This is a genomic window from Candidatus Acidiferrales bacterium (assembly GCA_035934015.1).
GTDB lineage: Bacteria > Acidobacteriota > Terriglobia > Acidiferrales > UBA7541 > DAHUXN01.
Genome location: DASYYH010000016.1, coordinates 170,754 through 196,298 on the forward strand (window position 1 = coordinate 170,754; position 25,545 = coordinate 196,298).

Consider the following 25,545-nt stretch of genomic DNA (forward strand, 5'->3'; position numbering starts at 1 on the left):
ATGGAACGCTCAAATGACTTCTCGCAATTAGGATCGGCGCTTACGAAGGCAAGGCTTTGCGCATTTTTGTCGCTGCTGTTTTTCGCGCTTCCCTCCTCCGCCCAAACCAACGTCACCGGATTTTGGGATTTCCAAATGCCCACAGGAGACGGGAATTTTCACCACTTATACCTGGATTTGAAGCAGGACGGCGGGACGGTGACGGGCAAGGTCATGTATGAGGCGAATCGCAGCACGCCCATCAGCGACGGAAGCATACGCAATGGCGTGCTTCATTTCATCGTGAACTTCTGGCGACCGCCGCAGGTGCGGAAGGTCACGTACGACGGGGTGGTGAAAGACGGCGAGATCATGCTGACCTCCACGTTTCCTGGCAGGCCGGAGGTGAAAGGGACAGCCATTCGCACCAGCCCTAGCATTCTGCTGCCGCCGGCTCGCCTGCCTATTCCTGCGCTGAACAATGTGCCAGATAACGGCTTGGCACGGACGCCGCCGATGGGCTGGAACAGCTGGAACAAGTTTGCTGGAAAAGTGAATGACCAAGACGTCCGCGAGATGGCCGACGCGATGGTATCGAGCGGCATGAAGGCAGCGGGCTATACGTACATCAACATCGACGACACATGGGAAGGCTCGCGAGATGCGAATGGAAATATTACAAGCAATCTGAAATTTCCGAACATGAAGGCACTCGCGGATTATGTTCATTCGAAGGGATTGAAAATCGGAATCTACTCTTCGCCAGGGCCCAAGACTTGCGCCGGCTACGAAGGAAGTTATGGCCATGAGCAACAGGACGCAGATACGTACGCGGCGTGGGGTTTCGACTACCTGAAGTACGATTGGTGCAGCGCAGAAGAAATCTACAAGAATACCGAAATGCAAGCGGTATACCAGAAAATGGGAGATGCTTTGCTGAAGACCGGCCGGCCGATCGTTTTCAGTCTGTGCCAGTACGGCGAGGATGGAGTTTGGACATGGGGAGCGAAGGTCGGCGGAAATCTGTGGCGTACGACCGACGACATTCAGGATAACTGGAAAGCGATGTCGGGGATCGGATTTTCACAATTTGACATCGCCAAGTATATTCAGCCGGGGCACTGGAACGATCCCGATATGCTGGAGATCGGCAACGGCGGCATGAGCGATGAGGAATACCGGACGCACATGAGCCTGTGGTCGATGCTGGCGGCGCCGCTGCTTGCAGGCAACGATTTGCGGACAATGTCGGAAGCGATTAAGGACATCCTCACGAATCGGGAAGTGATCGCGATCGATCAGGATCCCGATGGAACACCCGTGAAGAGAATTCCCGATTCCGAATCTACTGCGGTTGTCTTAGCGCGGCGGCTCCAGGGAGGGGCGATGGCAATTGGCCTCTTCAATAAGGCCGATCAGCCGCAGAGCGTCACTGTGCAATGGAGTGACGCCGGCGTGACGACCAAGATGCTGAAGGTGAGGGACCTTTGGAAACATGCTGATGTGCAGACTTCGGGACCGAGCTATACAGCGACCGTTCCGGCACACGGAGTCGTTCTGCTGCGAGTGACGCCAACACCGTAGGGCATTTGTTGAAAAATACGAGCACTTGGAATGAGAGGCGAAAGCGGCCTTATTATCTTGCCTGAAGTTTGGCTGGGAGGCCTGGACTCGAACCAGGATAATCAGATCCAGAGTCTGATGTACTACCGATTGTACGACCTCCCATCCGTGCAAAACGAAAACAGCAGGGCGAGAATCCATTTATTACTTTATGCACGAACGCATTTTTCGTCAACCGCTTCAGACGTGAACGGACAAACCTTCTGAAATGAGGGTCATGCCGCCGCAAGTTGTAATTGCCATCCAGCATTTGTAATCCAGACCGACAAAAAACTCTCTCCGCATACCTCACCCCTTCGAACAGCGGCCTGTACTCCGGTACAGGCCTCGAGAAATTAAGTCCAGTACTATTGCGGCGGCCGTCGCAGCAGCGGAAAATTTATATAGAGGGTAGCGCGCGATGGCGAGTTCGACGACAGAGATCCCGGTTTCTCCAGCAAGCCCAAAGACAAAATCGAACGAAACGCTGGAAGCAGAAGCCATCGGGATGGAAACAGCCGTCCGCGTACATGGTTCCCAAATCACCGCCGTAGTTCTGGAATCCACCGAGCACGTTGAACCGTTTGAGGAAGACACGACCACGATGATCGTGTTTCCGCGCGGCGGCGTCGTCAAATTGCGCGCGCGAGTGCGCACGGGCCACGCGCTGGTGCTGACAAATCTGCAAAGCAAGCAAACGGCGCTCTGCCGAATTGTGCAAGTCAACAGCGCTGGGACGGCGTCGAGTTACGTCAAACTCGAGTTCATTCAACCGGCTCCGGGATTTTGGAACATACACTTCCCTTCCGATCCACAGTCTGCGGCTGCAGTGAAACAACCGGCGCCGGCTGCCGAATCCATTGCTCCGCCAATTTCGGCGAAGCCGGCAATTCCAGCCGCTGCCATTGTTCCCGCAACGCCGCGAATCGATGTGGCGCCCATTACCGTAAGCGCTGCCAGCCCCGCCGTTCGAGAGACTTCGATTCCGGTACCAGTGGAAAAAAAGCCTGTCGTCGCTGCTCCGCCGACAATTGAATATGCGGCACCGAAGATCGGACAGCAGGAAGAACTCGTACCGCTGGCGAACGAACAGCCGGCTATCGAAATGAAGATTGGAATTCCGACGAAACCGTTGGTGGCGCCAGCGAAGCCGCCGGTTCCAGCAGCGTCGAGCCGTTCCAATGCCAATTCCGCCCCGACGATGCGCGGCAGTTCGGAGCCACCGGCCTTTGACACGCTTTCGACCGAAGAAGAAGTTTTTTCGCGCGAGCCCGAAGTGACGCGGCCGAGCCCAGTCAACATTCAAACATCATTTGATCCTTCTTCGATCTCGCAGCCCGCGGCAGCAAAGCCGCGATCGCACGCCTTTGCTATCACCAGCATTGTCATAGTTGTTCTGGGACTTGCGGCAGGAGCGGGATATTATCTGCGGAACCATCCACTGCCCTTTGGGCTCTTGCAGAGATCGAGGGCTAATTCCGTTGCCGCGCAGACGTCGGCAACTCCAGCGGCGTCGCAACCGACGGCACCGCCGTCGAGTGCAGTGCCCACGCCGCCCCTGAGCGATTCTCCGGCGGCAAAGACGGCAAGCTTCGCAGAAACCGGTCACGCCAGCACGCCGCCGCAAACGGCGATTACAGTTACGCCAGTGCACAGCGGAGAGAAAGTCATCAATTCCGATGAGGATCAGGCATCCTCGAATACCTCGGCGAATATCTACGCCGGGGATCTATCTGCACATGCTGCAATCACGCCCCACGCAGCGGCCACCATCAGCGCACAACCTCCGGAAATCGGCGGCACGAATGCAGTTGGCACGGCAGCGGAAGGATTGAACTCGCTTGTTCCGGGAAGCACCGGATCGAATCTTCCCACTCCGGCATCACCTCCGCCGGTTGCGTCGAAACCCCTACCGGTGCAAGGCGGGCGCGCTACGCCCCCGAAGTTGATGCATTCGGTAAATCCGATCTACCCTCAGGCTGCTATCACGTCGCAGATCGAAGGCGATGTACAGATCGAGGCACAGATCGACGCAAAAGGGAAAGTGACGTCCGCCAAAGTGCTTAAGGGTCCGACTGTGTTACAAACCGCCGCGATCGATGCGGTCCGCCAATGGAGATACTCCCCCGCGACCCTGGATGGCAAACCGGTGGCGACGGAATATGTAGTGATGGTTAACTTTCGTCTGCACCGGTAAACTAAAAGCCTCGATTAACTACAAATCCCATCCTGCGGATGGTCACTAGCCAGCGGGAACCAGTCTTTTATTGCGGATGTAATAGTATGCTCCACGCCATTCGATGCGGCGCTTGAAGAAACTCGTCAGCCAGACAACGAATGCGAAAGCATCGCGCACGGGCACGAGATACATCTTCTTGCGCAGCAAAGGATCGTTTACGCCCCAAACACCGACGGTCCAGGCCATCGTGCCACGTAGTACGGCATATCCCGCCAAATAAAAAACCGAAAGCTGCCACCATGGCGCTATCGCAGCTGCAAGAATGGCCCAGGGCAGGCCCTGCGTGAAGATCAGAGAAAAGTGGCCCCAGGGCTGAGAATGCTTCATCGTCAAATTCCAACGGACCTGGTGGCGAAAACACTGCGCCAGCGTCTGCGTCGGAAAAACAGTGAACACGGGGAAAGTGGTGACCTCGACGCGGTAGCCGAGGGCATGGATGCGATGGCCTAGTTCGTAATCGTCGGAGAAATGATCCACAAGCGCTTCGAAGCCACCAATCTGCGCCAACCGCTCCTTCGTTGTCGCCATTGTGGCCCCGAGAGTGAAATCCACGCCACCAAGTTGCCAGGCGGAGAGCACACCTGCGTCGAAATCCGACGTGTTTCCGAGCGCCTCCATTTCGGAAACGAGCGTTCCATCGGTAATGCCGCGATAAAGGCACGTGACGGCGCCAACTTTAGGATCGGCGAACGGTCCCGCGACGGCGTAAAGGTAGCCGGGGGCGACGCGAATGTCGCTGTCGCTGATGATGAGAATGTCGTACTGCGCTTCGCGCACCATGCGGCAGAGTTTGTTCACTTTATCGCCGGTGCCCAAGGGCTCGGCTCCGATGAGTAAGCGAATCTTGCATTGCGGAAAATCCTGCATCAGTTTGTGAATGATCGGTATGGCTGGATCGGAATCTTCCGTGACGCCAAAGATGATTTCAAACTCGGGATATTCCTGGCGGCAAAAACTTGCATAGTTTTCGTAGGCTTCGCGGTCGAGCCCGCGCACAGGCTTCAGCACGCTGACGGGCGGCGTGAAATCTTTTTGGATGGGAGGGCGATTGCGAAAGAAACGCCGCGCGGCAGTAATGGCCAGCAAATAGTATCCGAAAGGACCGATTGCCAAAGCCAGCAGCGACCAGCGCAGGATTTCATGCCACATGCCGTGTCCTTGGCGCGCGCCCAGATCGCGCGATGAATCCTTGGGTCAAGCTACGCAGACTAGAACGACTCCGAGGCAGACCAGCAGGACGCCGATCCAGCGCTTAGGCTCGACTTGCTCACCGAGAAGAAACTTGCCGCCCAAGGCGCCAACGACATAGCTGAGCGCCGTGACCGGCACGACGAAGCTGACATTTTCCCAGGAAAGCAGCGCGAGGAGCGCGAAAAACGACAAAGTCATCAAGCTGATTCCGAACCACATCCAGCCAACGCGGAAAGCGCTGAAGATGGTCCGGAGCAAGTGACGCGGATGGAAACGCTGCACCTCGCCGATGTGCTTCATCGCGCGCGTGACCGCGAGCTCTCCTCCCGTTCCGCCGAAAATGATGATGGCCAGCGAAATGGCGTCGCGAACGCTCATCCTTCCTCCGTCGTTCGCGGCGGCGTGCCGCCAACGAGCACCACGCCGATGAAAATCACAAGCACACCAATCCAGCGCATCCAGGGAATCGCTTCGCCAAGGAGCAAATAACCCAGCACGGCGACAACCAGGTAACCCGTCGCGGAGGCCGGCTGCACATAGCTATAGTCGGCCCAGGAAAGCACCAAAAGATAAGCGATGAAGAATAGAAACAGGGAGGAGATTCCCAGCCAGATCGAGCCGGTATGAAATGTCCTATCGAATGTGGCAAACAGCGCCTCAGGCCGCCAATTCGACACGGCGCCAATTTGTTTCATGCCCTTGCGGAGCAATACGTCACCGAGCGGCCCGAAAAGCGCCATCAGACTGATCAGAAGGATCGTCTTGCCGTGCAAACGATGTGAAAAACTCATGCGCCCTGGGTTTCTGTCGGAAATTCTGTGTTCGAATGAGACGAAATTGGCTGGACGCTGATTGATGGCGGCTCTTTAGATGCGGGCGCCTTGCCCGTCTTGGCGTATTTTCCGCGCTCCGAGCGCAGTTTCATGAAGGATACAGCCTCATGGAACAGGCGCTTCCGTTCGTTCGCATCCCAGAGGGCTTCGCGGACAATGCGCCACACAACGCGCGGACGGAAATAGTAAGAATCATAGAAGCGATTCACCGCGTCCATCATTTGCTCGCGGTTCAGGCCCGGATAGACGAGATGCGGCAACTGATGGCCGCCGGAATCGGCGAGAGCTTCCGTAGCCAAGAACCCGTTGGCGTTTGCCAAGGTGTAAAGTTCCGTGCCCGGGTAGGCATGGGCCATCGAGACTTGAATCGTTTCACAATCGAGGTCGCGCGCAAAATCAATCGTGCGCTGAATTGTTTCTTTGGTCTCGCCGGGAAGTCCAATGATGAAATCGCCGTGAATGCGAATGCCGACCTTCTTGCAATTGGCGGCGAAGCTGCGAGCCATCTCGACCGTCGCGCCCTTCTTGATGTTCTTGAGAATTTGCGGATCGCCGGACTCGAAGCCGACGATAAAGAGACGCGCTCCAGCGTCGGCCATGGCTTTCAAGGTTTCGTAGTCGCTGTGCACGCGCGCTGTGCAGGACCACCGGAAGCCCACGGGCTTGAAACGCTTGCAAAGTTCGATGACACGATCCTTGCGGATATTGAATGTATCGTCATCGAAGAAGAATTCTTTTGCTTGCGGAAACAACTTGTGAGCTTGCTCGAATTCGCGGGCCACACTGTCGACGGAGCGTACACGCCAGGTGTGCCCCGAGAGCGTCTGCGGCCAAAGGCAGAACGTGCACTGGGCCGGACAGCCGCGCGAAGTATAAAACGAAACGAATGGATGAAGCAGGAACGGCACGTTATAGCGTTCGATCGTCAAATCGCGCTTGTAGACGTCCGTCGCGAAGGGCAGCTCGTCGAGCTCGGCTGTATGGAGCGGAGGCCGCGTGGGATTGTGAACCACCTGGCCGTCCTTGATATAGCTGGCGTTGGCAATTTCGCTGAGCGGTTTGCCATTGGCATAATCGACGACGGCGTAATCGAACTCGCCGCGCACGATGAAATCGATGTCCGAGCTAGCCATCAGGCTTTCATTGGGCTTGATTTGCACATGCGGGCCAACGAAGGCGATTTTCAGGCTGGGCTTCATTTCCTTCATGGCGCGAGCCATCTTCAGGTCGCTCTCGAAACCGACCGTGGACGTGAACAGGACGACAAATTCATAGTCTTTGGCGATTTCGACGGTTTGCTTGGGAGTTACTTTATGCGGAGGAGCATCGAGCAAACGACTGCCGGGCAGCATGCCCGCGGGATACGTCAGCCAAACCGGATACCAATAGGACTCGATCTCACGCGTAGCCGGCCAGCGCGAACTTGCGCCGCCATCGAAATTCTCAAAGCTCGGTGGATTGAGCAAAAGCGTTTTCATTACAGACGCCATTCAACATCCTCCTCGTGCGGGACGGCACGATAGGTAATACTCCGCAGGGTTGAAAAAACCATTCTACTCGAATTCACACCCCTGCGAATAGAAATCGTTTGCGAAAAGTTCCCTCAGTGGAACGCTTGTGCCAATTGCCCAGTGGCTTGCAGAAGATCAACCTCCGCGCGCTCCCGGGCAAGATCCGCGTCCAAGAACGCCAGCCACTTGTCATTTTCCTTGACCCGCGCCTGCTCCAGGTCGCGGAGCTTGGCCTGGCCCTGATCGAATTCCACCTGCTTGCTTTGGAGCTGCTCCTGCGCGAGTTCCAAGTCTAAACGCGCTACTTCGCTTCCTGCCTCTTTTTCCTTCAACGTACGGATTTTTTCTTCCGCGCCCATGCGCACAGTCGTTTTTTGATTGGCTAATTCGAGTTCGGCCTCATTCAATTGGCTCTTTGCCAGTGCGGCATTGGCTGACGTTCGCGCGGCGAAAATCGGAATGGTTATCTGCACGCCCACGTTCACGTTGTTTTGCTGGTACTGGCGAAAATATTGCTGGTAATTGTTGATGTCGCTCAAGACGCTATATTCGCCAACGAACGAAATCGTAGGCCAGTAGGCATCCTTCGCGCCACGATACACATGATCACGCGCACTGCGCACGTTTTCAGCCTCCCGAATGGCAAAACTGTGGTCCACTGCCGCGCCGACTAAATTATTTGATGCAGAAATGCCCGGCTGCGCGGGAAGTTGTTCGGAAAGGGAAACCTGGAGAGGTGTATCGGGAGCAAGTCCAGCCAATTCGCGAATCTGGCTGGATAGAGTCTCATCCCGGCTTTGATATTCCACGATCTTTTGCTCTGTTTTTGCCAAATTAAGTTCGTCTTCGGTCAGCGTCGCGGGAAGTTCGAGGCCCGCCTGGGCACGCTCGCGCGTCACATCCAGGATCTTTTGCTGACTTTGCTGGTCATCGAGCAGCAGCGCGAGGGAGTGGCGAACGGCAGCCAATTCGAGATAATCCAGGGCAGCATCGGCCATTACCTTGTCGCGTGTATTCTGATATTCGAGTTCCTGGTTCTTGGCCAGATCTTCATCGGAATGCTGAATTCCGCGTTTGACTGGATCGAAGATGTCCTGACTATAAGCAAGCTCAAAAACCGAGGGGACCGAGCCACTGGGCGTTTCGGGAATGCCATTGGTGTAGATATAGCCGGCCCCCGTGTAGAGGTTGGGATGAAAATCAGAGCGGTCGAGCCCCGCCTGATTCTTCGCCACAACGTAGCGCGCGCGGGCAAGTGCCAGCTCAGGGCTGTGTTGCATCGCCATCGTCACGATCTTATCGAGTGTGAGAACTTGCGTGCCATCGGGGGACTGCGCAGATTCAGCTTGTGGCAACGCGGTCACGGCTCCGGTCTGGCTCTGAAGCTGGAGTTTTATGGAGTGCGGCGCTTCCTGCGCCAAAATCGGCGCGCCAAAAAGTATCCCAACAAATACAAACGTCCATGCGAGATTTTTTTTCATTTTCGTCTCATTCGTAGTGGAGTGACTCAACTGCCTGAAGTTTAGCTGCCTTACTTGCCGGAAGATAACCGAAAAAAACGCCTGTCGCGCACGAAACGGTAAACGCTAAGAGCACGGAGCCCCAGGAAACCGGAATAGAGATGTTGCCGAGGTCAGGAAAAAGCTGCACAACGGCGGAAATCGCGAACGGAATCATCACACCAATGAAAACGCCGACAATCGCGCCGAGCCCGCTGATGAGCGCCGCCTCCATAAGAAATTGATAGAGGATTTCCTGCTGGCGAGCCCCAACCGCTTTGCGGATTCCGATTTCTCTCGTTCGCTCAGTGACACTGACAAGCATGATATTCATGATGCCGATCCCGCTGATCACCAAGGCAATCATAGCGATGAGCAGGAGGACAATTGTCAGTGCCAGCGAAATATTTCTAGCCGCCTCCAGGATGGAAGATAAGTTTTGCACCTGATACTCTGCACCGGGGCGGTGCCGGCTTCTTAAAATATCGCCGACATCCTGAGTCGCAAGGGGAACATCCTGCGGATTATCAGCCTGGGCGTAAAAGGTCTTGATGAAATTCTGACCCGTGAAATACTGAATCAATGGGAAAGGAACGAGCGCGGAGTCCGTCGTGATTTCAGTCTGCCCAAAGGTTTGAGCTCGTTCGCGGAAAACGCCAATCACTACGAAGCTTAGATCGCCGATATGGATGTTTTTCCCCACCGGGTCTTCGTAGGGGAATGCCAGTTTGGCCAGATGTTCGGTCAGCAGACATACTTTGCTGCTGGTTATGAAATCTCCGTCATCGAAATAACGCCCGCTGACGATAAGCAGATTGCGAATGCGCTGAAACTCTTGCGTCACGCCAACCAAACTTGCTGGACGCGCACCCTCGTCTGCGCCGACCGGCATGGAAATGTCGTGCGTTCCAGCGACCGCCGAGACTTGCGGGATGCCGCGTTTGATCGCTTCCATGTCGCCAAGAGAGATCTGGTCCGATATGGCGGAAGGCTGTCCGAATGGCGTCGTCAGAGATGCATAAACGATGTTCGAGCCGACGGCTTCGATTTCTCCGATAATAAATTGCTTGCCGGCAAGAGCTACAGTGACAACAAGGATGATGCAGGCGCTGCCGATGACGACGCCGAGCATGGTGAGCATCGCGCGCATTTTGTTGGCGCGCAGCGACTCCATCGCCAAATTCCATGTTTCAGACCAGACCATGCTGTTAGCCTTTTCTCACGGCGTGTGCGCTTCGCCTCACTATAGCAAATCCGAATTCTGCGGAGTCGGATAATTCTTGACGCACACAGCAGCACCCATTAGGATGCGGCAAGTGAGCTCTTGGAACACTTCAAGAATCGCTGTGCATCGCAAACCGCAGGGACTAACTTACAAGCTTCAGGAGAAGTCCCAATCAGAAACGGCAACAGAAAGCAAGAAATCTGACGGAGTGTGAATGATCCAAGGTAAGAGCATCGCTGTTGTCATGCCCGCCTATAATGCCGAGAAAACACTGGAAGCAACTCTTCACGATCTTCCCGATGTAGTTGATATGAAAATTCTGGTGGACGATTCGAGCACGGATGGGACCGTGAAGCTCGCCGAGAAACTCGGCTTGCAGGTTTTCGTGCATGACCGCAATTATGGATATGGGCGCAACCAGCAGACGTGTTATCGCGAGGCGCTGGCTGCGGGCGCCGATATCGTGGTGATGCTGCATCCCGATTATCAGTACAATCCCGCTCTGGTCCCGTCGCTGGCGGGGCTTATTGCCTGCGGCAGCTGCGATGTGGCGCTGGGCTCGCGCATTCTTGGCGGCGGGGCGATCCGCGGAGGAATGCCGCTTTACAAATATATTTCCAATCGATTTCTGACCGCCTTTGAAAATCTCCTGCTCGGCGCTAAGCTCTCTGAATATCACACTGGCTACCGTGCGTTCAGCCGCGAAGTTCTGCTGGCGCTTCCGCTGCTGGAAGATTCGGATGATTTCGTATTCGACAATGAAGTCCTGGCACAAGTGCTCTACTTCGGATTTCGAGTCGGCGAAATTTCCTGCCCGGCGCGGTATTTCGAAGAGGCATCGTCGATTAATTTTCGCCGAAGTGTGCGCTATGGTTTGGGTGTCGTGGCGACTTCTTTGAAATTTGCGCTTCAGAAATGGGGACTGATGCGCTTTCGCATTTTCAAGGAAACCGGGCGCAAGCTTGATCTGAAATACTATTCGAATGGTGCGCGCAAAGTTGTATCCGCCCGTGTGTGAGCTGTGCAGCCAGCTGTTGCACATATTGCCAGTGAACTTGGTCCTCCCCAAGGCCCCGCAAGAAACGGAAAAAATGCCGAATAAAGCGGCGCAGCCGAATTCTCGAGGGAGACCCGCGTGAAGCGCAAAGAAATCGGTTTTCTACTCCTCCTGACATTTGGCGCGCTGCTCGTTCACGGCTACCATCCGCGCGCGGAAGATGCGGAAATCTATGTTTCCGCGATTGTCAGGTTTCTTCATCCTTCGTATTACCCGTTCGGGCGGGAATTTTTCGAAGCCAATTCGCACCTGACGCTTTTCCCCCATTTGATCGCCTGGACGGCGCGATTCACGCACCTTTCGCTCGATTGGGCGCTTTTCTCTTGGTATCTCGCGTCGATATTCCTCTTCCTTCTTGCATGCTGGAAAATCGCTTCGAAGTGCTTCTCGACCGCTGCCGGACGTTGGGGTGCGGTGACGATGGTTGCTGCGCTGCTGACGTTGCCGGTTGCGGGCACGTCACTCTACATTTTCGATGAGTACCTGAATCCGCGATCCATTTCCGCTTTTGCCGTTCTCTTTGCGATCGACGCGGCGCTGGACAAGAAATACCTGCTCACGGTGCTATGGCTGGCGATTACAGCTGTAGTCCACCCTTTCATGACCGTTTTCGGACTGTTCTTTGTCGCGCTGCTTCTGATTCTCGAAAAACTTAAGCAACGATCGTCCGCTGCATCGTCAGCCGCATTGCTGCTCTTTCTACCCGTTGCGCGAATCTTTGGAAAACAGCCCTCGGCGGTATACTGGCAATGTCTGGAGGATCACCGCTATTATTTTCTGCCGCGTTGGGAATGGTACGAATGGCTCGGAATTCTCGCGCCTCTGGCAATTCTCTGGTGGATCATCCGAATCGCGCGGCGACGGGGAAATGCCGCATTTGAGAGACTGGCCGAAGTCACGTTGGTGTTCGAGGCAATTTGCTTCGCGGCAGGGTTGATTGTCACGATTCCACACAGTCTGGAAATTCTCACGCCCTATCAGCCGATGAGGAGCCTGCAACTTGTCTACACGCTTTTCTTCTTGTTTGCCGGTGGCTTGATCGGAGAAGCAATTCTGAAAGGTCGTGTGGTGCGCTGGCTGCTGCTCTTTGCTCCGCTGTGTGCTGGAATGTGCTTCGCGCAATTGCAGCTTTTTCCGGCTACACAGCACGTGGAATGGCCTGGCGCGGCGCCGGAGAACGCCTGGCTTAAGGCGTTTGTCTGGATTCGAGGAAACACGGCTCCCGACGCCATTTTTGCGCTCGATCCTCACTACATGGCATTGCCCGAAGAAAACTATCAAGGCTTTCGCGCCAACGCCGAGCGCAGCCGATTGGCCGACGGAGAAAAAGATTGGAGCGCAGCGGTGCTCTATCCCTGGCTTCCGCTCGCCGATGACTGCGAAGCGCAAGTACGAGCAGCGAATGGATGGAAGCATTTTCGTGCGGCTGACTTTGAGCGCTTGAAAAAAACCTATGGCGTGACCTGGGTCGTCATCCAACAGCCCGCGCCAGCGGACATACATTGCGCCTATCAAAACGCGGCGGTAGCAGTTTGTGCGATTCCGTGATGCGCTTGTTACAATGTGTTTCACAAATGCGAACTCTGTTTTATACTCCGGCGGCGCAACGAAACATGTTGATGCATCATCGAACTTTTTTTCGGCGCCAATGTTAGAGACGAAGAAAGACAGGCAATCCATGGCGACTGCAACGGCCACAACGGAAAGACCGCGGCTTTTCCCCTATAGTCGCTGGGCTTTGGAGTTGCCGGCACTGTCGAAAAGATACAAGGAAGCGACGCCGTTCCCGCATATTCATCTGGATAATTTTCTTGATGCGGCGACCGCGCGTGCGCTGGCCGACGAATTTCCCGCTCCATCGAGCGACGCCTGGATTCAGTACAAACATTTCAACGAAAACAAGTCCGGCCTCACCAAGCGAGAGATGTTTCCGAGCGTGCTCGGCAAAGTGGTCGACGAATTGAACTCTGCCGATTTTCTTGCATGGCTCTCGGAACTGACTGGAATTCAGAATCTCTTATCCGATCCGACGCTTGAGGGTGGCGGCTTGCATCAATCCTCGCGAGGCGGATTCTTGAACCTGCACGCCGATTTCACCATGCATCATCATCAGAAAAACTGGCGGCGCAGGCTGAACCTGATTCTTTATTTGAATCCGGAGTGGCAGGCGGATTGGGGTGGAGCGATTGAATTATGGGACAAGGACATGCAGCATTGTGCTGCAAGCGTTCCGCCGCTTCTGAATCATGTCCTTGTTTTCAGCACTACTGACGAGTCATATCACGGCTTCCCGGAAAAACTCACATGCCCGGAAAACGTCTCTCGCAAGAGCCTGGCACTCTACTACTACACGATTGAAACCGATCCCAACTGCATTGGGCACTCAACGAACTATCAAGCGCGCCCCAACGACACGAAAGCCAAGGCCGCAATGATCTGGCTCGACAAGAAAGCCGTCCATCTCTATTCACGCGCTAAAGAAACCTTTGGGATAGGCGATGACTTAGCCAGCAAGGTGCTTGGTTTTCTGTCGCGGAAGAAGTAATTACGCAAAAATCCAGCAGCAAATCAAAAGTTCATTGATTTTCGTTTGCCAACTGCGCCAGATAGCGTTGGACCGCATCCGGCCACGGAGGCAGCAACGGCAACCCTTCACGCTTTAGCCGCGCATTCTCCAGCCGCGAGTTTTTTGGCCGCATCGCAGGACGATTTTCCTCTTCGCTCGTTATCGGAATCACAGGGATGTTCGGAAAGCCAGCCTGGCGAAGGATTTCGCGCGTGAAATCGATGCGCGAGGTGAACCCTTGATTCGTCAAGTGGTAGATACCGTGCGGCCCGCGCGCAAGGATTTGCTCGATGCCGGCTGCGGCGTCGAATGTGTACGTGGGTGCGAACTGTAAGCCCTCGACGATGCGAAGCGGTTCGCCTTTGCGCCCCTTGCCCACGACGAGCGCGACAAAATTCCTGCGGTACGGCCCGAAGACACTGCAGATGCGAACAATCCATGACCGTTCGAGGTGGCGCTGCACTTCCCTTTCGCCTTGCAATTTGCTTTTGCCATAGACGCTCAGTGGCCGTGGTTCGTCCTCTTCCACGTACGGCTCGGCCTTTGTCCCATCGAACACGTAATCCGTACTGATGTGCATCATGCCAATGCCCAGGCGTTTGCAAGCAAGCGCAATATTGCCAGGACCTTCGGCATTTACGCGAAAGGCGAGCTCCCGCTGCGTTTCGCAAGCGTCCACGTTGGTAAATCCCGCCGCATTTACAACGACATCGGGCTGAGCAGATTCCACAGCGCGAGCGATGGCTGCCGCATCCGTGATGTCCGCTTCGCCATGCGAAACAGCAGAAATTTCGTGGCGTGGAGCCAGGACTTCGGCAATCGCCCGAGCAAGCATCCCTTGTTTGCCGGTGAGAAAGATTTTCAAGGCAGTTCAGAGTTCGGCGAGAGTGGTCCGTCGCTTCACATAGAATTTTTCGTAATAGGCTTGATATTCGCCGCTCGTGGCCGCATGCACCCAGTCAATGTGTTTGCGATACCAATCGACCGTGTGCTCGAGTCCGGCATCGAGCTCGACTTTGGGCTCCCAGCCCAGTTCATGGCGAATCTTCGAATCGTCCAGGGCATAACGGCGATCGTGGCCGGGGCGATCCTGAACAAATTCGATCAAACCATCCGGCTTATCGAGGAGCTTCAACAAACTGCGTACGATTCCAATGTTCGGTACGGGCCGGCCGGAGCCGATATTGTAGATTTCCCCAACGCGGCCTTTCTGAAGTACGGCATCGAGCGCGCGGCAGTGGTCTTCAACAAAAATCCAGTCGCGCTCGTTCGACCCATCGCCATAGACGGGCAGCTTCTTGCTTTCGAATGCATTCGAAATCATCAGGGGAATCAGTTTCTCGGGAAATTGATACGGGCCGTAGTTATTTGTGCAGCGCGTGATTACCGCCGGGAATTTGTGCGTTTGCACATAGCTTCGAACGAGCAGATCCGCAGCAGCTTTGCTGGCAGCGTATGGACTATTCGGAGCAAGAACCGACTGTTCCGTGGCAGACTCTTTCGGCGCCATGCTGCCGTAGACTTCGTCAGTGCTCACATGCAGAAAGCGCGGAATCTTGCGCTTGCGCGCGGCTTCCATCATGACGAGCGTCCCTTCGACATTGGTGCGAAGGAATTCGCGCGCGCCGGCGATGCTGCGATCGACATGGCTTTCCGCAGCGAAATGCACAATGGCGTCGGCGGGGTCCGCGAGGGCCTCTTCAACGGCCTCTGCGTCGCAAATGTCACCGCGCACAAAACGGTAATTCGGCGACGCGTCAATATCCTCGAGGTTCTGAAGATTTCCGGCGTATGTGAGCTTGTCGAAATTGAGGATTTCCGCGTCAGGGTATGCGCCAAGAAAATAGCGGATAAAATTGGATCCGATGAAGCCCGCGCCGCCCGTGACCACAAGTTTCATCGTTGACGTTCCGCGATTCTATTTGAGTTGAATGTCCCAGTTGTAAGGGATGCTGGGATCATTGTAAGGCAAACGAAACTCGTCCGGCTCGGAGTGGCGATACGCTTCCGTGGTACAATTGATCACAATGGCTTCCGTCTCGCTGACGCATTTGAATCCGTGATAAACGAAATTCGGGATCTGTACAAGAATCGCGTTGTGTTCGCCCTGAAAGAATTCATTCACCTCGCGATAGGTCGGCGATTTCTCACGCGCATCATAAAGAACTAGCTTGATCATTCCTTTGACGGTGCAAAAGCTATCGATCTGCAGTTTGTGGTAATGCCAGCCCTTCACCACGCCCGGGTATGCCGTGGTCATGTACAACTGGCCGAATTTGATGAATTCCTTGTCGTCCTGCCGCAGGATTTCCATCAAACGCCCGCGTTCGTCAGGAATCATCTTGAGCTGCTTGACGCGAACGCCCTGGATCATCGTTTCCCGCCCGCTTGCTGCGATTTTGTTCCGCTCGCCGCCGCTTCCAGTTTGTTCGCGCCGCCCTTAGCCACCAGGTTATTCGCGAGCAGCAGCGACTCAAAGGTTCCCGCGTCGGTCCACCAACCTTCGATAACGCTGTAGTGCAGCGAGCCTTCCTGAATGTATTGGTTATTCAGATCGGTAATCTCCAGTTCTCCGCGTCCGGAAGGTTTGAGCGTGCGGATTTTTTCGAACACGGTTGTGTCGTAGATGTAGTAGCCGGTCACTGCATAGTTGGACTTAGGCTGCTTGGGTTTTTCCTCGATGCGCACGATACGATCGCCGTCGAACACCGGAACACCGAAACGCTCGGGATGCGGCACTTCTTTCAGGAAAATATGCGCGCCCGCCCCGCCGCGGCGAAATTCATCGCATCCGGCAATAATGTTCGTCTCGATGATGTTGTCGCCCAGGACGACGCAAATCGGATGCCCATCCGCAAAATGCTCGGCGAGGCGCAAAGCGTCAGCGATGCCTCCTTCGCCTTCCTGATACGCATAGCAAAGATGGCGCAGGTGAAAATCTTTTCCGTTGCCGAGCAACCGTAAAAAATCGCCGGCGCTGTGTCCACCGGTGACTAAAAGAATGTCGAGGATTCCGGCGTTTGCCAGAGTTTGAATCGGGTAAAACACCATCGGTTGGTCGTAAATCGGCAGCAGGTGCTTATTTGTGACGCGGGTGAGGGGAAACAAGCGGGATCCGGTCCCGCCGGCGAGAACGACTCCCTTCATTGTGGACATTCGCGCGTGCCTCCAAACAATTTGCCGCGACCGATCAACGCATTGACTTTTCGAGGTTGTCGAGCGCCTGGCGCGCCGCCTTATTTCCAGCGTCGAGTTGCAGGGCAGCGCGGTATTGCTCGGACGCAGCAACCTTGTCGCCCTGTTTTTCGTAAAGCGCTCCCAGCCAATAACGCGCCCTCGAATGGGATGGCCAGTCACTGCGCTGTGGCGAGCGGGCAATATAGGACTTCAATTCCTCTTCCGCAAGGGTTAGATCCGTGTCGCTGATGACCCTGGTTTCGCCATGGTAAAAAGTCAGCCGGGGGTCCCTCGGATCCGTGGCTTCGGCCTGGGTGATCACTTGCTGCAACGCCGCACTGTTTTGTTTCTTGGCATAGTAATCGGCGATTTCGAAATACGGATCGATTGTTTGCGGCCTCATCGAAAGCGCCTGATTGTATTCAGAGGAGGCGTCGTTGTCTTTGCCGAGATGCGCGTCATAATCAGCGCGAGCCAGATGCCCTTGAATGGGATCCAGTTTTGCGATCTCGTTCACTTGCGTTAGCGCGTCGTCTTTGCTGCCGCCCACAATCCAAGGCGCTTCCAGCAGATAATCCTCCAGATCGCGTCGCGCTTGAATATTTGATGGGTCGGCTTGCACCGCCGCCTCGAATTCCTTTTTTACCTGCCGAGCCAAAAGGAAGCTGTGTTCCACATCGGCCTTCTCGCCATATGCGCGGCCCAGCCACTGGTGATAGACGGAGGATTTCGCGTCGAGAGAGGCTGCCTGCTGAAGTTGCGTCACGGCGTTATTATAATCACGCTCTTCGTAGTAGCAGCGGCCGAGCCAGTAATGAGCGGGAGCGTCGCCGGCATTCTGGGATACGATGGCGCGCAGAGTATTGATTGCATCGCCGTAATCGCCCGCGGCGAATTGCTCTTCGACCGTCGACAGATCATCGGCTGCGCTGGCAATTCCCGCTGTAAAGATGACTAACGCCGCGCAACAAACCAACCGCGCGAGCGTCAACCTCATCGTTGACCCGCTTCTACAGGGTGCGCACTCATACCGTCACGGAGCGCGGCATCCCCGGACAGTGCAACACGGTCTCCTTCTTGCAATCCGGCTACGACCTGAAATTCGGTGGGATTGGCAATGCCCAGTTTTATTGCACGCTGGTGGAGTGTGCCATCGTTATCCATTACAAAGACAAAGTAATTGGGAGGATCGCCATGAACCGCTCCTCTCGGGATCACTAAAACGCTGTCCTGGTTGCTCCATTGAATCCTGACGTCCACGTTCACATTGGGAATCAGCTTCATATTATCATTCTGCACCGAGCAAAGGACTTCGCCAACGCTGCGTACGGCAAGAGTCGTTACCTGCTTCGGCACGGCCTCGGTCTTGCCGTTCCAGACGTAGCCCGGCAGCCCATCCCAAGTGATTTCCGCCGTTTGACCAGGGGCAAGCACACCAAGGTCAGGTTCATCCACAAACGCGCGCACACGAACGTGACGCAAATCGGCCACCTGTGCAAGAGGCTCTCCTACCTGAACATAGTCACCGGCGTGCTTCGGCAATGAATAAAGCGTTCCATCAATCGGCGAGATGACAGTCGCCGAGCGCACGTAGCCTTGCAAGGTCTGTATCAGATCCTGTTGCTCCTCGATGGTCAGCCGTGCGCTCTGCTGGCTCACGGCCGCTTGCGCTGCAATCGCCGTTTTCTTTTGCTCGAGCATTTCGACTGTTGCGCTTTGTTGCGCAAGCTTGCTTCCATTCTGATCCAGCTCATCCTGCGTCGCGGCCTTCGCCGCAACGAGTTTCTGCAGTTCTTCTTGTTTCTTCTGAAGATCCGCCAGGTCAATTTGCGCTTTTCGCAAATCAGCATCCAACTGCGCCACTTGGTCTGGCGGACCGCCCGCGAGGGCGTCGCGAAGCCGTTCTTGAGCTGCCAGCAAGTCCGCTTGCGCTTTGGCCAGCTGAGTCTTTTGTGCGTTGGCATCGAGCACCAACAGCACCTGTCCCTTATGAACGGATTGTCCCTCCGTGACCTCAGCCTTCTGGATAAAGGTTGCGAATTGCGCACGGGGGACGAATGGTTCAATCGGCTCAACTTTTCCGTTGCAGCTGATCGAAGCCGAGAGGTTCTCGCGTTTTACCTTCGCGACTTGGACTTCAGGAGCCTGATCGCGACTGGCGAGAATCAGGACCACGGTTACAACGACCACGATCCCGCCGGCTACAACGACCCAGCTTTTTCGTGGTCCTGCGTTTGTCTGTTCCGATGCCAATCGATGAATCCCCCAGATTTCATTGAATTGTAACAGACGGCTCCACGGCTTGCCTATGGCGAGCCACACCGTGCCGCGAAAAGCGTCAACATCTCAGGATGCCACAGCAATGAACGGTGATGCCAGCCGTATGTCGCTTTTTCATACTCGACTTCGGCATGAAATCTATCTCTTTCGTACGGCGCGGCAGGATGAAATCCCGCTCACAAAATTTCGTGTCTCCATGTAACATGCGAGCGCCTTAGACGTATATAGACAGGCAGAGGGGAATTCATGATCCAAGCTGTCGAGCTTTGCAAAACCTTCAATGATAAGAAGCGCGGCGCGATTCGAGCGGTCGATGGCGTTAGCTTCACTTGTAAGCCCGGGGAGATCTACGGCTTGCTTGGCGCCAATGGCGCTGGAAAAACGACGACCCTGCGCGTGTTGGCGACGATTCTTGCGCCAACCTCCGGCACAGCGACGGTGGCGGGTTTCGACGTCGTCCGCGATCCCCAGAAAGTTCGTGCGCATATCGGCTTCCTCTCCACGGCGACGGCCCTTTATGACCGGCTTACGGCGGCGGAAACAGTTGAATACTTCGGTCGGCTCTTTGGACTGGATGATGCCACAATCGCGCGGCGCACGAATGAGCTTTTCAAGGCGCTGGATATGGAAGAGTTCCGCGACCGCCGCTGCGCCAAGCTCTCCACGGGCATGAAGCAGAAGGTGTCCATCGCTCGCACCCTGGTCCACGATCCGCCAGTGATGATCTTCGACGAGCCTACGAATGGCCTCGACGTCATGGCTGCCCGCTCCATCACGGACTTCATTCGTCAGTGCCGTGAAAAAGGCAAGACCGTGATCTTCTCGACGCACGTGATGAGCGAGGTCGAGAAGCTCTGCGACCGCATCGGCATCATCCACAATGGCAAAATGCAAACTGAGGGCACGCTCGAAGAGATGCGGCAGCGTTACGGCAAAAGTGATCTCGAGGACATCTTTGTGGAAGTTTCGGGAGAAGCGCGATGAACCTGCGAAATTCGTGGACCGTTTACCGAAAAGAATTGCGCGACATGCTGCGCGACAAGCGCACCATCCGCTCCATGATCATCATCCCTGTCGTTGCTTTTCCTTTGCTGTTTCTCCTGATGGGATATGCCATGGCGCATTTTGCAGGGCAAGCGCAGAAGGAAATTGCGTTGATTATGGTCCAGGGCGGCGAGGATTCGCCGAAGATTATGTCGGCGCTGCAGAATTTCGCCAGCGTCAAAATCCTCCCCTACAAGGATGACGCAAAGCAGGAAGTATCGGACAAGACGATTCGTGCGCTGATTCAAATTCCCAAGGGCTTTGACGCCTCCATCGCCGGCGGCCATCCGGAACAGATTTCCATCGGCTACTACAAGAGCAACGAAGAATCGGAGATCGCCAATGACAAATTGCAGGCATTCTTCAGCCAATATCGAGATGGCGTCGCGCGCGCCGCGCTTGAAGCGAGAGGTGTACCCGCAAGCCTGCTCGAACCGTTCACGATAGAATCCAGCAACGTCGCACCACCCTCCAAAGTCGGCGCGGCTATGTTCGGCGGTCTGATTCCTTATTTCATTATCATTTTTTGCTTCACCGGCGCGACGTATCCGGCCATGGATTTGACCGCCGGCGAAAAAGAGCGCGGCACGATGGAGACAATCCTCTCAAGCCCGGCTTCGCGCACGGATCTTGTCTTTGGAAAATTCCTGATGATTGTGACGGCCTCGGTGGTCACGGCCGTACTCTCCATTCTCTCGCTCGGCTTTTCCTTCACCCACTTCAAGAACTCCATCGTTGCAGCCGCCGGTTCCTCTCTTCAATTCACGATTGACCCGGGATCCGTCGTCGCCGTCATCCTGCTGATCTTGCCGCTCGCGGTTCTCTTCGCTGCGGGCCTGCTGGCCGTCGCGCTTCTGGCAAAGAGCTACCGTGAGGCGCAGAGCTATGTCCAGCCTCTGGTTTTCATCGTCGTTATTCCAGCTGTGATCGGCACAATCCCGGGGATCGAATTGAATTGGATAACAGCGTTCATCCCCATCTTGAACACCTGCATGGTGAGCAAAGAAATTATCTCTGGCACATATCACTGGGCGATGATGGCCGCGGTCTTCGGTATGACCTGCGTTTACGCAGCTCTCGGCCTCGCTGCAGCCGTGCGCATGTTCAATCGCGAAGACGTACTCTTTCGCACTTAACCGCATCCAATCCCGGGACAGGCCGCGTACCCTCTTTGCGGGTAGTGGTGTCGTTTGCCTCTGAATCCTGGTGGCGGCCTAGATAGATAGGCACGCCACTTGCTCATGCGCTAAGTACCTGTAACTTTTGTCTCTTAATAAAGTCTCCCAACAAAGGCACGGCAAACGAGTATTTGCTGTATCGGTTCTTGTAAATTAGGCCAGACTCCGAGAGGGAAACTAGCATCTGGTTTACATGGCTGCTACTAAACGATCTCTTCGTCTCCTTATTGCCAACAGATTCAACGATCTCCTGTACCGTAAACTCTGCATCTGCATTTGGCAGCTCAGCAATTACTCCCAAAAGCTGTCTCTGTCGGTCTGTAGCTCTTGCCCATCTACCAGCGAAAAAATCTGAGTCCAATTTAGCGATAATCTCAGCAACAGGAATTAGTGGCGGCTCTTTCCCGCCCTCGATGGCCTGAACCCAAATATCGAACACTTCGCGGCAAACGTATTGCACAAAATACGGGTATCCTCGCGCGACTTTCCAAATCGTTCTCACCGACTTCTGGTCAAAGTTAATGGGACAATCCTTAGCACGTTGAATAGGCTCCTTAACCGCCTCAGCGGTTTCCTTTTCGTTCAGAGGACTCAGGAATATCACCGTAAACATACGCTCTGAAAAAGTTCGTGCCTCAACAAGCTTGGGAAATAGTGTCGGAAGTCCGACGAGGGCAAGCATGAATCGGTAATTCTTCCGCTGCAACGATTGGAACAAATCTAGTAAGAGTGACAGCGGATATTGGTCTTTTTTCGCGTGGTCAGTGAGATTCTGTGCTTCGTCATAGGCAAAGATGATACCCCTGCGCCCAGACGCCTCAACGTAGGGCCAGACCGTTTCCAGCACTCCCTTTAGCTTGTCCAGAACCAGACCCGGAATGCTTTCATACATAGCTCGCAACGCAGGATAATTTAAGGCCACAGCGACATCGTCAGGCTGATTTCCAAAACCCACCTTGGGACGTTCTTTCTTCGAGATGACAAATGAACTCGCAACTACGGACAGATCGGTTAGAAGGCGTGTCGCTAGATTTTCCTCACTAATGCTTGTTGACTCCGATAAATCAGTTCCGGCCCACAGCCAACCCGACCTGATCGCCATAGGCTTAAAAGTTTCCAACAGGACTGTCTTTCCCAATCCTCTGAGGCCAGTAAGGACTAGGTTTTTCAAAATGATGTCTTGTTCGAGAAGCCGATTAAACTCCTCACTCTCCTTTTGTCGCCCAGCGAGATAAGGCGGCATGTGCCCAGCGCCGGGGCGGAACGGATTCTGCATCGCCTGTCCCTCCTTAGGACTGAGGGGAGTTTATCGCTATATCTAAATTTATGTCAAGTACTAAATTTAGCTTGACAACTAACAGCTACTTATTCTATGATTAGTCCATGAAAACAAAAACCCCGTTTCCGGCTGTAACCGAAAACGGGGCAAATCCAGCACGCGGAGTAAGCCGCATGCCGAACCCTGAAACGGATTATCGGCTTGCTTCCGCAGAAAGGCAAGCCGAAATGAATGTTCTGCCGAAAGAGAAACAATCTCAAATCCTCAATGCGCTCGTGGAAGGGTGCTCTGTGAGAGCTACAGCCCGATTGGTTGGCGTCGAACACAAAACCGTGCTCCGCGTCCTCCTTCGCACTGGCAAACGCTGTGCGCAGCTTCTTGACGAAAAGATGCGTGGCATTAGCGCCCGCCGTGTGCAAGTTGATGAAATGCACGGCTTCGTTTTCGTTCGCCAGAAGAACCTAGACCTGACGCGGCATGACGATCTCACAATGGGTGAACAATATCTGTTCATCGCAATGGATTCAGAAACCAAGCTAGTCCCTTCTTTTCGTGTCGGAAAACGCGATGCGCGAAACGCCTATTTCCTAATGAAAGACTTGGAATCACGCCTTATCACTCGTCCGCAACTGACAACCGATGGATTCCGGCCCTATGTAGGCGCGGTTGATGACACGTTCGGAACAAACATAGATTATGCGATGTTGATTAAGATGTATTCGGGCGACGAGTCCTCACGCGAACGGTACAGCCCCTCAGAGATTGTGGATACGAGGACTGTCCCAGTCATGGGCAACCCGAAACCGCAGTTCATTTCGACATCGCATGTTGAGCGTCAAAACCTAACCGTTAGAATGCAGCTTCGCAGGTTCACGAGATTGACCAACGCTTTCTCCAAGAAACTAGAGAATCTGAAAGCGGCCTTGGCTGTCTACTTTGCTTGGTATAACTTTTGCCGGATTCATTCTTCGCTGCGGGTCACGCCAGGAATGCAGGCAGGAATTACAGATCACGTGTGGGATATATCGGAGATTGCCGCCTAGTGGCTACAAGAAAAGCACAACTATTAGTAGCGCAGTGGTTGCTAGGGTGATATACTGGAATTGCTGTAGCTTTACGCAGCAACGCCCCACTTTGCGGGTGGGGCGCTGAGTCCCGTTGGTGGGGAGATGTGGAAACTGTTCACCCACATCTTAGGCGTTAATCGCGCCCCCTGTCAATAGGAAAAAACATAACCCGCGGAACACACAGTACAGGTGTGTCCGCACAAGCGCCCAACAGGGGCACAAAGGGGTGTGATATGTGTGCGCAAATACATGATTGTGTATGACCTAGAACGACGGGGCGAAGATTACGAGCCATTGCTCAGTGCGTTGAGAAAGCTCGGTGCCCTGCACGTTCTGTATTCCAAGTGGGTGCTGCGGACGAACTATACCGCAGCGCAGCTTCGCGACCATCTACAGAGGTTCATTGATGCAAATGACTTGCTTCTTGTGGTTGGCCTTACCGGAGAAGCCGCTTGGACGCGTTTGTTCGTTACTAACGACCAATTCAAACAAGCCGTCGCCTGACGGCGTATCGCCGCTGGGGATGCAACATTGCATCTCCGGCGGCTTTTCCATCTTTAAGTTCTCGGTAAGCTTGCAAAGAAGTTTGGATTCCTCGCCATTCTCCGGCATCACATGAACGCCGCCATTATGCCAGAATATTCTCATAAGGATATTCTCACACTCAGCGCCGAAATGAGTCCATCCCTATTTTCCCCGGTCGCCCATCAAATGACACCACTACCCCTTTGCGGGGTGTTGCCTGCATAGAAAACACTCCATGCTAGAATCTTTGGCGCAATGGCTGCTGACAAATTGACCGGCTCTCCGCTCATCGACGTACGCGAACTCTCAAAGGACTTCCGCACGTTTCGCCGCCGCGAAGGCATGTGGGGCTCGATTCAAAATCTCTTCGTGCGCGATTACATGACCGTGAGCGCCGTCGACCGCGTGAGTTTCGAAGTCAAGCGCGGCGAAATGGTCGGCTACATCGGCCCGAATGGCGCCGGCAAATCCACCAGCATCAAAATGCTCACGGGAATCTTGATGCCATCCTCCGGCGAAGCGCGCGTGAATGGCTTCATCCCTTATAAGCAGCGGCGGCAATACGTCAAAACCATTGGCGTCGTCTTCGGCCAGCGCACGCAGCTCTGGTGGGACATCGCCGTCGTCGAATCATTCAAGCTACTCCGGCGCATCTACGAAGTCTCCGAGCGCGATTTTCAGGAGCGCATGGAGAAATTCAATCAGATTCTCGGCATTCAGGATTATCTCTTCACGCCGGTACGCAAGCTTTCTCTTGGCGAGCGCATGCGCTGCGACCTGGCTGCGGCGCTGCTGCACAATCCGCCGCTGCTCTTTCTCGATGAGCCAACCATCGGCCTCGACGTGGTTGCGAAAGACCAGATTCGCAAATTTCTGCGCGCCATCAATCGCGAATTTCAAACCACCGTGTTGCTGACCACGCACGATCTCGACGATATCGAGGAACTGTGCCGCCGTATCATGATTATTGATCACGGCCGGCTGCTTTATGATGGCCCTCTCGATCTCCTCAAGCAAAAATTGCTGCGCACCAAGCAGATCAAATTTGCCGTGAAGGACTCCGCGCAGCTCGCGGGCATGCATGCGTTCACGCGCGACGGTCTGGAGTTCGAACAAGTCGATCAGCTCACCTATCGCATCCGTTTCGACCGCGTGAAGGTCTCCACGGCAGACCTGATCCGCCAGATTTTGAACACCGTCGAAGTCCGCGACCTGCTCATCGAGGACGAACCGATTGAAGAAGTCGTGAAGCGCATCTACGCCGGCGCGGCCCTGCAAGAAGTCGTACTTTAG

Annotated in this window: 23 protein-coding genes and 1 tRNA gene; 9 read left to right on the forward strand and 15 right to left on the reverse strand. The window is 54.7% G+C overall.

Annotated elements, in window-relative coordinates; translation table 11 throughout:
• The gene (locus VGR81_08015; GenBank protein HEV2288882.1) at positions 1-1,563 is read left to right on the forward strand and encodes a glycoside hydrolase family 27 protein; all 1,563 of its coding nucleotides are present in this window, start codon (positions 1-3) and stop codon (positions 1,561-1,563) included.
• A gap of 69 nt (positions 1,564-1,632) precedes the next feature.
• Here the strand turns inward: VGR81_08015 and VGR81_08020 are convergent.
• A tRNA-Gln gene (locus tag VGR81_08020) sits at positions 1,633-1,707 on the reverse strand.
• A 295-nt stretch (positions 1,708-2,002) separates the two neighbouring features.
• On the opposite strand from VGR81_08020, the gene VGR81_08025 reads away from it, so the two are divergent.
• Positions 2,003-3,778, forward strand: a complete 1,776-nt coding sequence (locus VGR81_08025; protein HEV2288883.1) for a TonB family protein — start codon at positions 2,003-2,005, stop codon at positions 3,776-3,778.
• A gap of 45 nt (positions 3,779-3,823) precedes the next feature.
• Here VGR81_08025 and hpnI read toward each other — a convergent pair whose 3' ends face one another.
• The 6 genes from hpnI to VGR81_08055 form a co-directional block, all read right to left on the reverse strand.
• Entirely contained in the window at positions 3,824-4,969 is a 1,146-nt protein-coding gene (gene hpnI, locus VGR81_08030; GenBank protein ID HEV2288884.1) for a bacteriohopanetetrol glucosamine biosynthesis glycosyltransferase HpnI, read from the reverse strand.
• A gap of 45 nt (positions 4,970-5,014) precedes the next feature.
• Entirely contained in the window at positions 5,015-5,389 is a 375-nt protein-coding gene (locus tag VGR81_08035) for an EamA family transporter (GenBank protein HEV2288885.1), read from the reverse strand.
• Positions 5,386-5,802, reverse strand: coding sequence for an EamA family transporter (locus tag VGR81_08040; GenBank protein HEV2288886.1), 417 nt, complete (start codon positions 5,800-5,802; stop codon positions 5,386-5,388). The genes VGR81_08035 and VGR81_08040 overlap by 4 nt, the downstream gene beginning before the upstream one ends.
• A complete protein-coding gene (gene hpnJ, locus VGR81_08045) occupies positions 5,799-7,334 on the reverse strand; it encodes a hopanoid biosynthesis associated radical SAM protein HpnJ (protein HEV2288887.1) in 1,536 nt (511 codons plus the stop codon). The genes VGR81_08040 and hpnJ overlap by 4 nt, the downstream gene beginning before the upstream one ends.
• A 113-nt stretch (positions 7,335-7,447) precedes the next feature.
• Positions 7,448-8,836: a TolC family protein gene (locus VGR81_08050; GenBank protein HEV2288888.1), complete on the reverse strand. Its 1,389-nt coding sequence runs from the start codon at positions 8,834-8,836 to the stop codon at positions 7,448-7,450.
• Positions 8,837-8,843: 7 nt separating this feature from the next.
• Complete coding sequence (locus VGR81_08055; protein HEV2288889.1) at positions 8,844-10,058, reverse strand: ABC transporter permease; 1,215 nt, start codon at positions 10,056-10,058, stop codon at positions 8,844-8,846.
• Between the two features lie 235 nt (positions 10,059-10,293).
• Between VGR81_08055 and VGR81_08060 the strand changes: the two genes are divergently transcribed.
• The 3 genes from VGR81_08060 (at position 10,294) to VGR81_08070 (ending at position 13,681) form a co-directional block, all read left to right on the forward strand.
• Entirely contained in the window at positions 10,294-11,097 is an 804-nt protein-coding gene (locus VGR81_08060) for a glycosyltransferase family 2 protein (GenBank protein ID HEV2288890.1), read from the forward strand.
• A gap of 117 nt (positions 11,098-11,214) precedes the next feature.
• Complete coding sequence (locus VGR81_08065) at positions 11,215-12,684, forward strand: hypothetical protein (GenBank protein ID HEV2288891.1); 1,470 nt, start codon at positions 11,215-11,217, stop codon at positions 12,682-12,684.
• Between the two features lie 130 nt (positions 12,685-12,814).
• Complete coding sequence (locus VGR81_08070) at positions 12,815-13,681, forward strand: 2OG-Fe(II) oxygenase (protein ID HEV2288892.1); 867 nt, start codon at positions 12,815-12,817, stop codon at positions 13,679-13,681.
• Between the two features lie 31 nt (positions 13,682-13,712).
• On the opposite strand, the gene rfbD is transcribed toward VGR81_08070, so the two are convergent.
• Genes rfbD through VGR81_08100 form a run of 6 tightly spaced genes read right to left on the reverse strand, consistent with a single transcriptional unit; the run spans position 13,713 to position 19,132 of the window.
• Entirely contained in the window at positions 13,713-14,567 is an 855-nt protein-coding gene (gene rfbD / locus VGR81_08075; protein ID HEV2288893.1) for a dTDP-4-dehydrorhamnose reductase, read from the reverse strand.
• 6 nt (positions 14,568-14,573) lie between these two features.
• Positions 14,574-15,602 carry a dTDP-glucose 4,6-dehydratase gene (gene rfbB, locus VGR81_08080; GenBank protein HEV2288894.1) on the reverse strand — a complete coding sequence of 343 codons (1,029 nt, stop codon included), beginning with the start codon at positions 15,600-15,602 and terminating at the stop codon, positions 14,574-14,576.
• 18 nt (positions 15,603-15,620) lie between these two features.
• Complete coding sequence (locus tag VGR81_08085) at positions 15,621-16,076, reverse strand: dTDP-4-dehydrorhamnose 3,5-epimerase family protein (protein ID HEV2288895.1); 456 nt, start codon at positions 16,074-16,076, stop codon at positions 15,621-15,623.
• Positions 16,073-16,858, reverse strand: coding sequence for a sugar phosphate nucleotidyltransferase (locus VGR81_08090; GenBank protein ID HEV2288896.1), 786 nt, complete (start codon positions 16,856-16,858; stop codon positions 16,073-16,075). Before VGR81_08090 ends, VGR81_08085 begins: the two co-directional genes overlap by 4 nt.
• A 34-nt stretch (positions 16,859-16,892) precedes the next feature.
• Positions 16,893-17,876, reverse strand: coding sequence for a tetratricopeptide repeat protein (locus VGR81_08095; GenBank protein ID HEV2288897.1), 984 nt, complete (start codon positions 17,874-17,876; stop codon positions 16,893-16,895).
• Positions 17,873-19,132, reverse strand: a complete 1,260-nt coding sequence (locus VGR81_08100; protein ID HEV2288898.1) for an efflux RND transporter periplasmic adaptor subunit — start codon at positions 19,130-19,132, stop codon at positions 17,873-17,875. The genes VGR81_08095 and VGR81_08100 overlap by 4 nt, the downstream gene beginning before the upstream one ends.
• 273 nt (positions 19,133-19,405) lie before the next feature.
• Here VGR81_08100 and VGR81_08105 point away from each other — a divergent pair, with 273 nt between their 5' ends.
• Together VGR81_08105 and VGR81_08110 are read left to right on the forward strand one after the other, a co-directional pair.
• Positions 19,406-20,143, forward strand: coding sequence for an ATP-binding cassette domain-containing protein (locus tag VGR81_08105; GenBank protein ID HEV2288899.1), 738 nt, complete (start codon positions 19,406-19,408; stop codon positions 20,141-20,143).
• The gene (locus tag VGR81_08110) at positions 20,140-21,339 is read left to right on the forward strand and encodes an ABC transporter permease (GenBank protein HEV2288900.1); all 1,200 of its coding nucleotides are present in this window, start codon (positions 20,140-20,142) and stop codon (positions 21,337-21,339) included. The genes VGR81_08105 and VGR81_08110 overlap by 4 nt, the downstream gene beginning before the upstream one ends.
• 103 nt (positions 21,340-21,442) lie before the next feature.
• Here VGR81_08110 and VGR81_08115 read toward each other — a convergent pair whose 3' ends face one another.
• Complete coding sequence (locus tag VGR81_08115) at positions 21,443-22,657, reverse strand: hypothetical protein (protein ID HEV2288901.1); 1,215 nt, start codon at positions 22,655-22,657, stop codon at positions 21,443-21,445.
• Positions 22,658-23,049: 392 nt separating this feature from the next.
• Between VGR81_08115 and VGR81_08120 the strand changes: the two genes are divergently transcribed.
• The gene (locus VGR81_08120; protein HEV2288902.1) at positions 23,050-23,703 is read left to right on the forward strand and encodes an IS1 family transposase; all 654 of its coding nucleotides are present in this window, start codon (positions 23,050-23,052) and stop codon (positions 23,701-23,703) included.
• Positions 23,704-24,117: 414 nt separating this feature from the next.
• Here the strand turns inward: VGR81_08120 and VGR81_08125 are convergent, their stop codons facing one another.
• Complete coding sequence (locus VGR81_08125) at positions 24,118-24,375, reverse strand: hypothetical protein (protein HEV2288903.1); 258 nt, start codon at positions 24,373-24,375, stop codon at positions 24,118-24,120.
• 132 nt (positions 24,376-24,507) lie between these two features.
• Here VGR81_08125 and VGR81_08130 point away from each other — a divergent pair, with 132 nt between their 5' ends.
• Complete coding sequence (locus tag VGR81_08130; GenBank protein ID HEV2288904.1) at positions 24,508-25,545, forward strand: ATP-binding cassette domain-containing protein; 1,038 nt, start codon at positions 24,508-24,510, stop codon at positions 25,543-25,545.

Coding starts and splice junctions, on each gene's coding strand:
- VGR81_08015 (HEV2288882.1), top strand. CDS start 1: ATGGAACGCTCAAATGACTTCTCGCAATTAGGATCGGCGCTTACGAAG.
- VGR81_08025 (HEV2288883.1), top strand. CDS start 2,003: ATGGCGAGTTCGACGACAGAGATCCCGGTTTCTCCAGCAAGCCCAAAG.
- hpnI (HEV2288884.1), bottom strand. CDS start 4,969: ATGTGGCATGAAATCCTGCGCTGGTCGCTGCTGGCTTTGGCAATCGGT.
- VGR81_08035 (HEV2288885.1), bottom strand. CDS start 5,389: ATGAGCGTTCGCGACGCCATTTCGCTGGCCATCATCATTTTCGGCGGA.
- VGR81_08040 (HEV2288886.1), bottom strand. CDS start 5,802: ATGAGTTTTTCACATCGTTTGCACGGCAAGACGATCCTTCTGATCAGT.
- hpnJ (HEV2288887.1), bottom strand. CDS start 7,334: ATGGCGTCTGTAATGAAAACGCTTTTGCTCAATCCACCGAGCTTTGAG.
- VGR81_08050 (HEV2288888.1), bottom strand. CDS start 8,836: ATGAAAAAAAATCTCGCATGGACGTTTGTATTTGTTGGGATACTTTTT.
- VGR81_08055 (HEV2288889.1), bottom strand. CDS start 10,058: ATGGTCTGGTCTGAAACATGGAATTTGGCGATGGAGTCGCTGCGCGCC.
- VGR81_08060 (HEV2288890.1), top strand. CDS start 10,294: ATGATCCAAGGTAAGAGCATCGCTGTTGTCATGCCCGCCTATAATGCC.
- VGR81_08070 (HEV2288892.1), top strand. CDS start 12,815: ATGGCGACTGCAACGGCCACAACGGAAAGACCGCGGCTTTTCCCCTAT.
- rfbB (HEV2288894.1), bottom strand. CDS start 15,602: ATGAAACTTGTGGTCACGGGCGGCGCGGGCTTCATCGGATCCAATTTT.
- VGR81_08085 (HEV2288895.1), bottom strand. CDS start 16,076: ATGATCCAGGGCGTTCGCGTCAAGCAGCTCAAGATGATTCCTGACGAA.
- VGR81_08090 (HEV2288896.1), bottom strand. CDS start 16,858: ATGTCCACAATGAAGGGAGTCGTTCTCGCCGGCGGGACCGGATCCCGC.
- VGR81_08095 (HEV2288897.1), bottom strand. CDS start 17,876: ATGAGGTTGACGCTCGCGCGGTTGGTTTGTTGCGCGGCGTTAGTCATC.
- VGR81_08105 (HEV2288899.1), top strand. CDS start 19,406: ATGATCCAAGCTGTCGAGCTTTGCAAAACCTTCAATGATAAGAAGCGC.
- VGR81_08110 (HEV2288900.1), top strand. CDS start 20,140: ATGAACCTGCGAAATTCGTGGACCGTTTACCGAAAAGAATTGCGCGAC.
- VGR81_08115 (HEV2288901.1), bottom strand. CDS start 22,657: ATGCAGAATCCGTTCCGCCCCGGCGCTGGGCACATGCCGCCTTATCTC.
- VGR81_08120 (HEV2288902.1), top strand. CDS start 23,050: ATGCGTGGCATTAGCGCCCGCCGTGTGCAAGTTGATGAAATGCACGGC.
- VGR81_08125 (HEV2288903.1), bottom strand. CDS start 24,375: ATGAGAATATTCTGGCATAATGGCGGCGTTCATGTGATGCCGGAGAAT.
- VGR81_08130 (HEV2288904.1), top strand. CDS start 24,508: ATGGCTGCTGACAAATTGACCGGCTCTCCGCTCATCGACGTACGCGAA.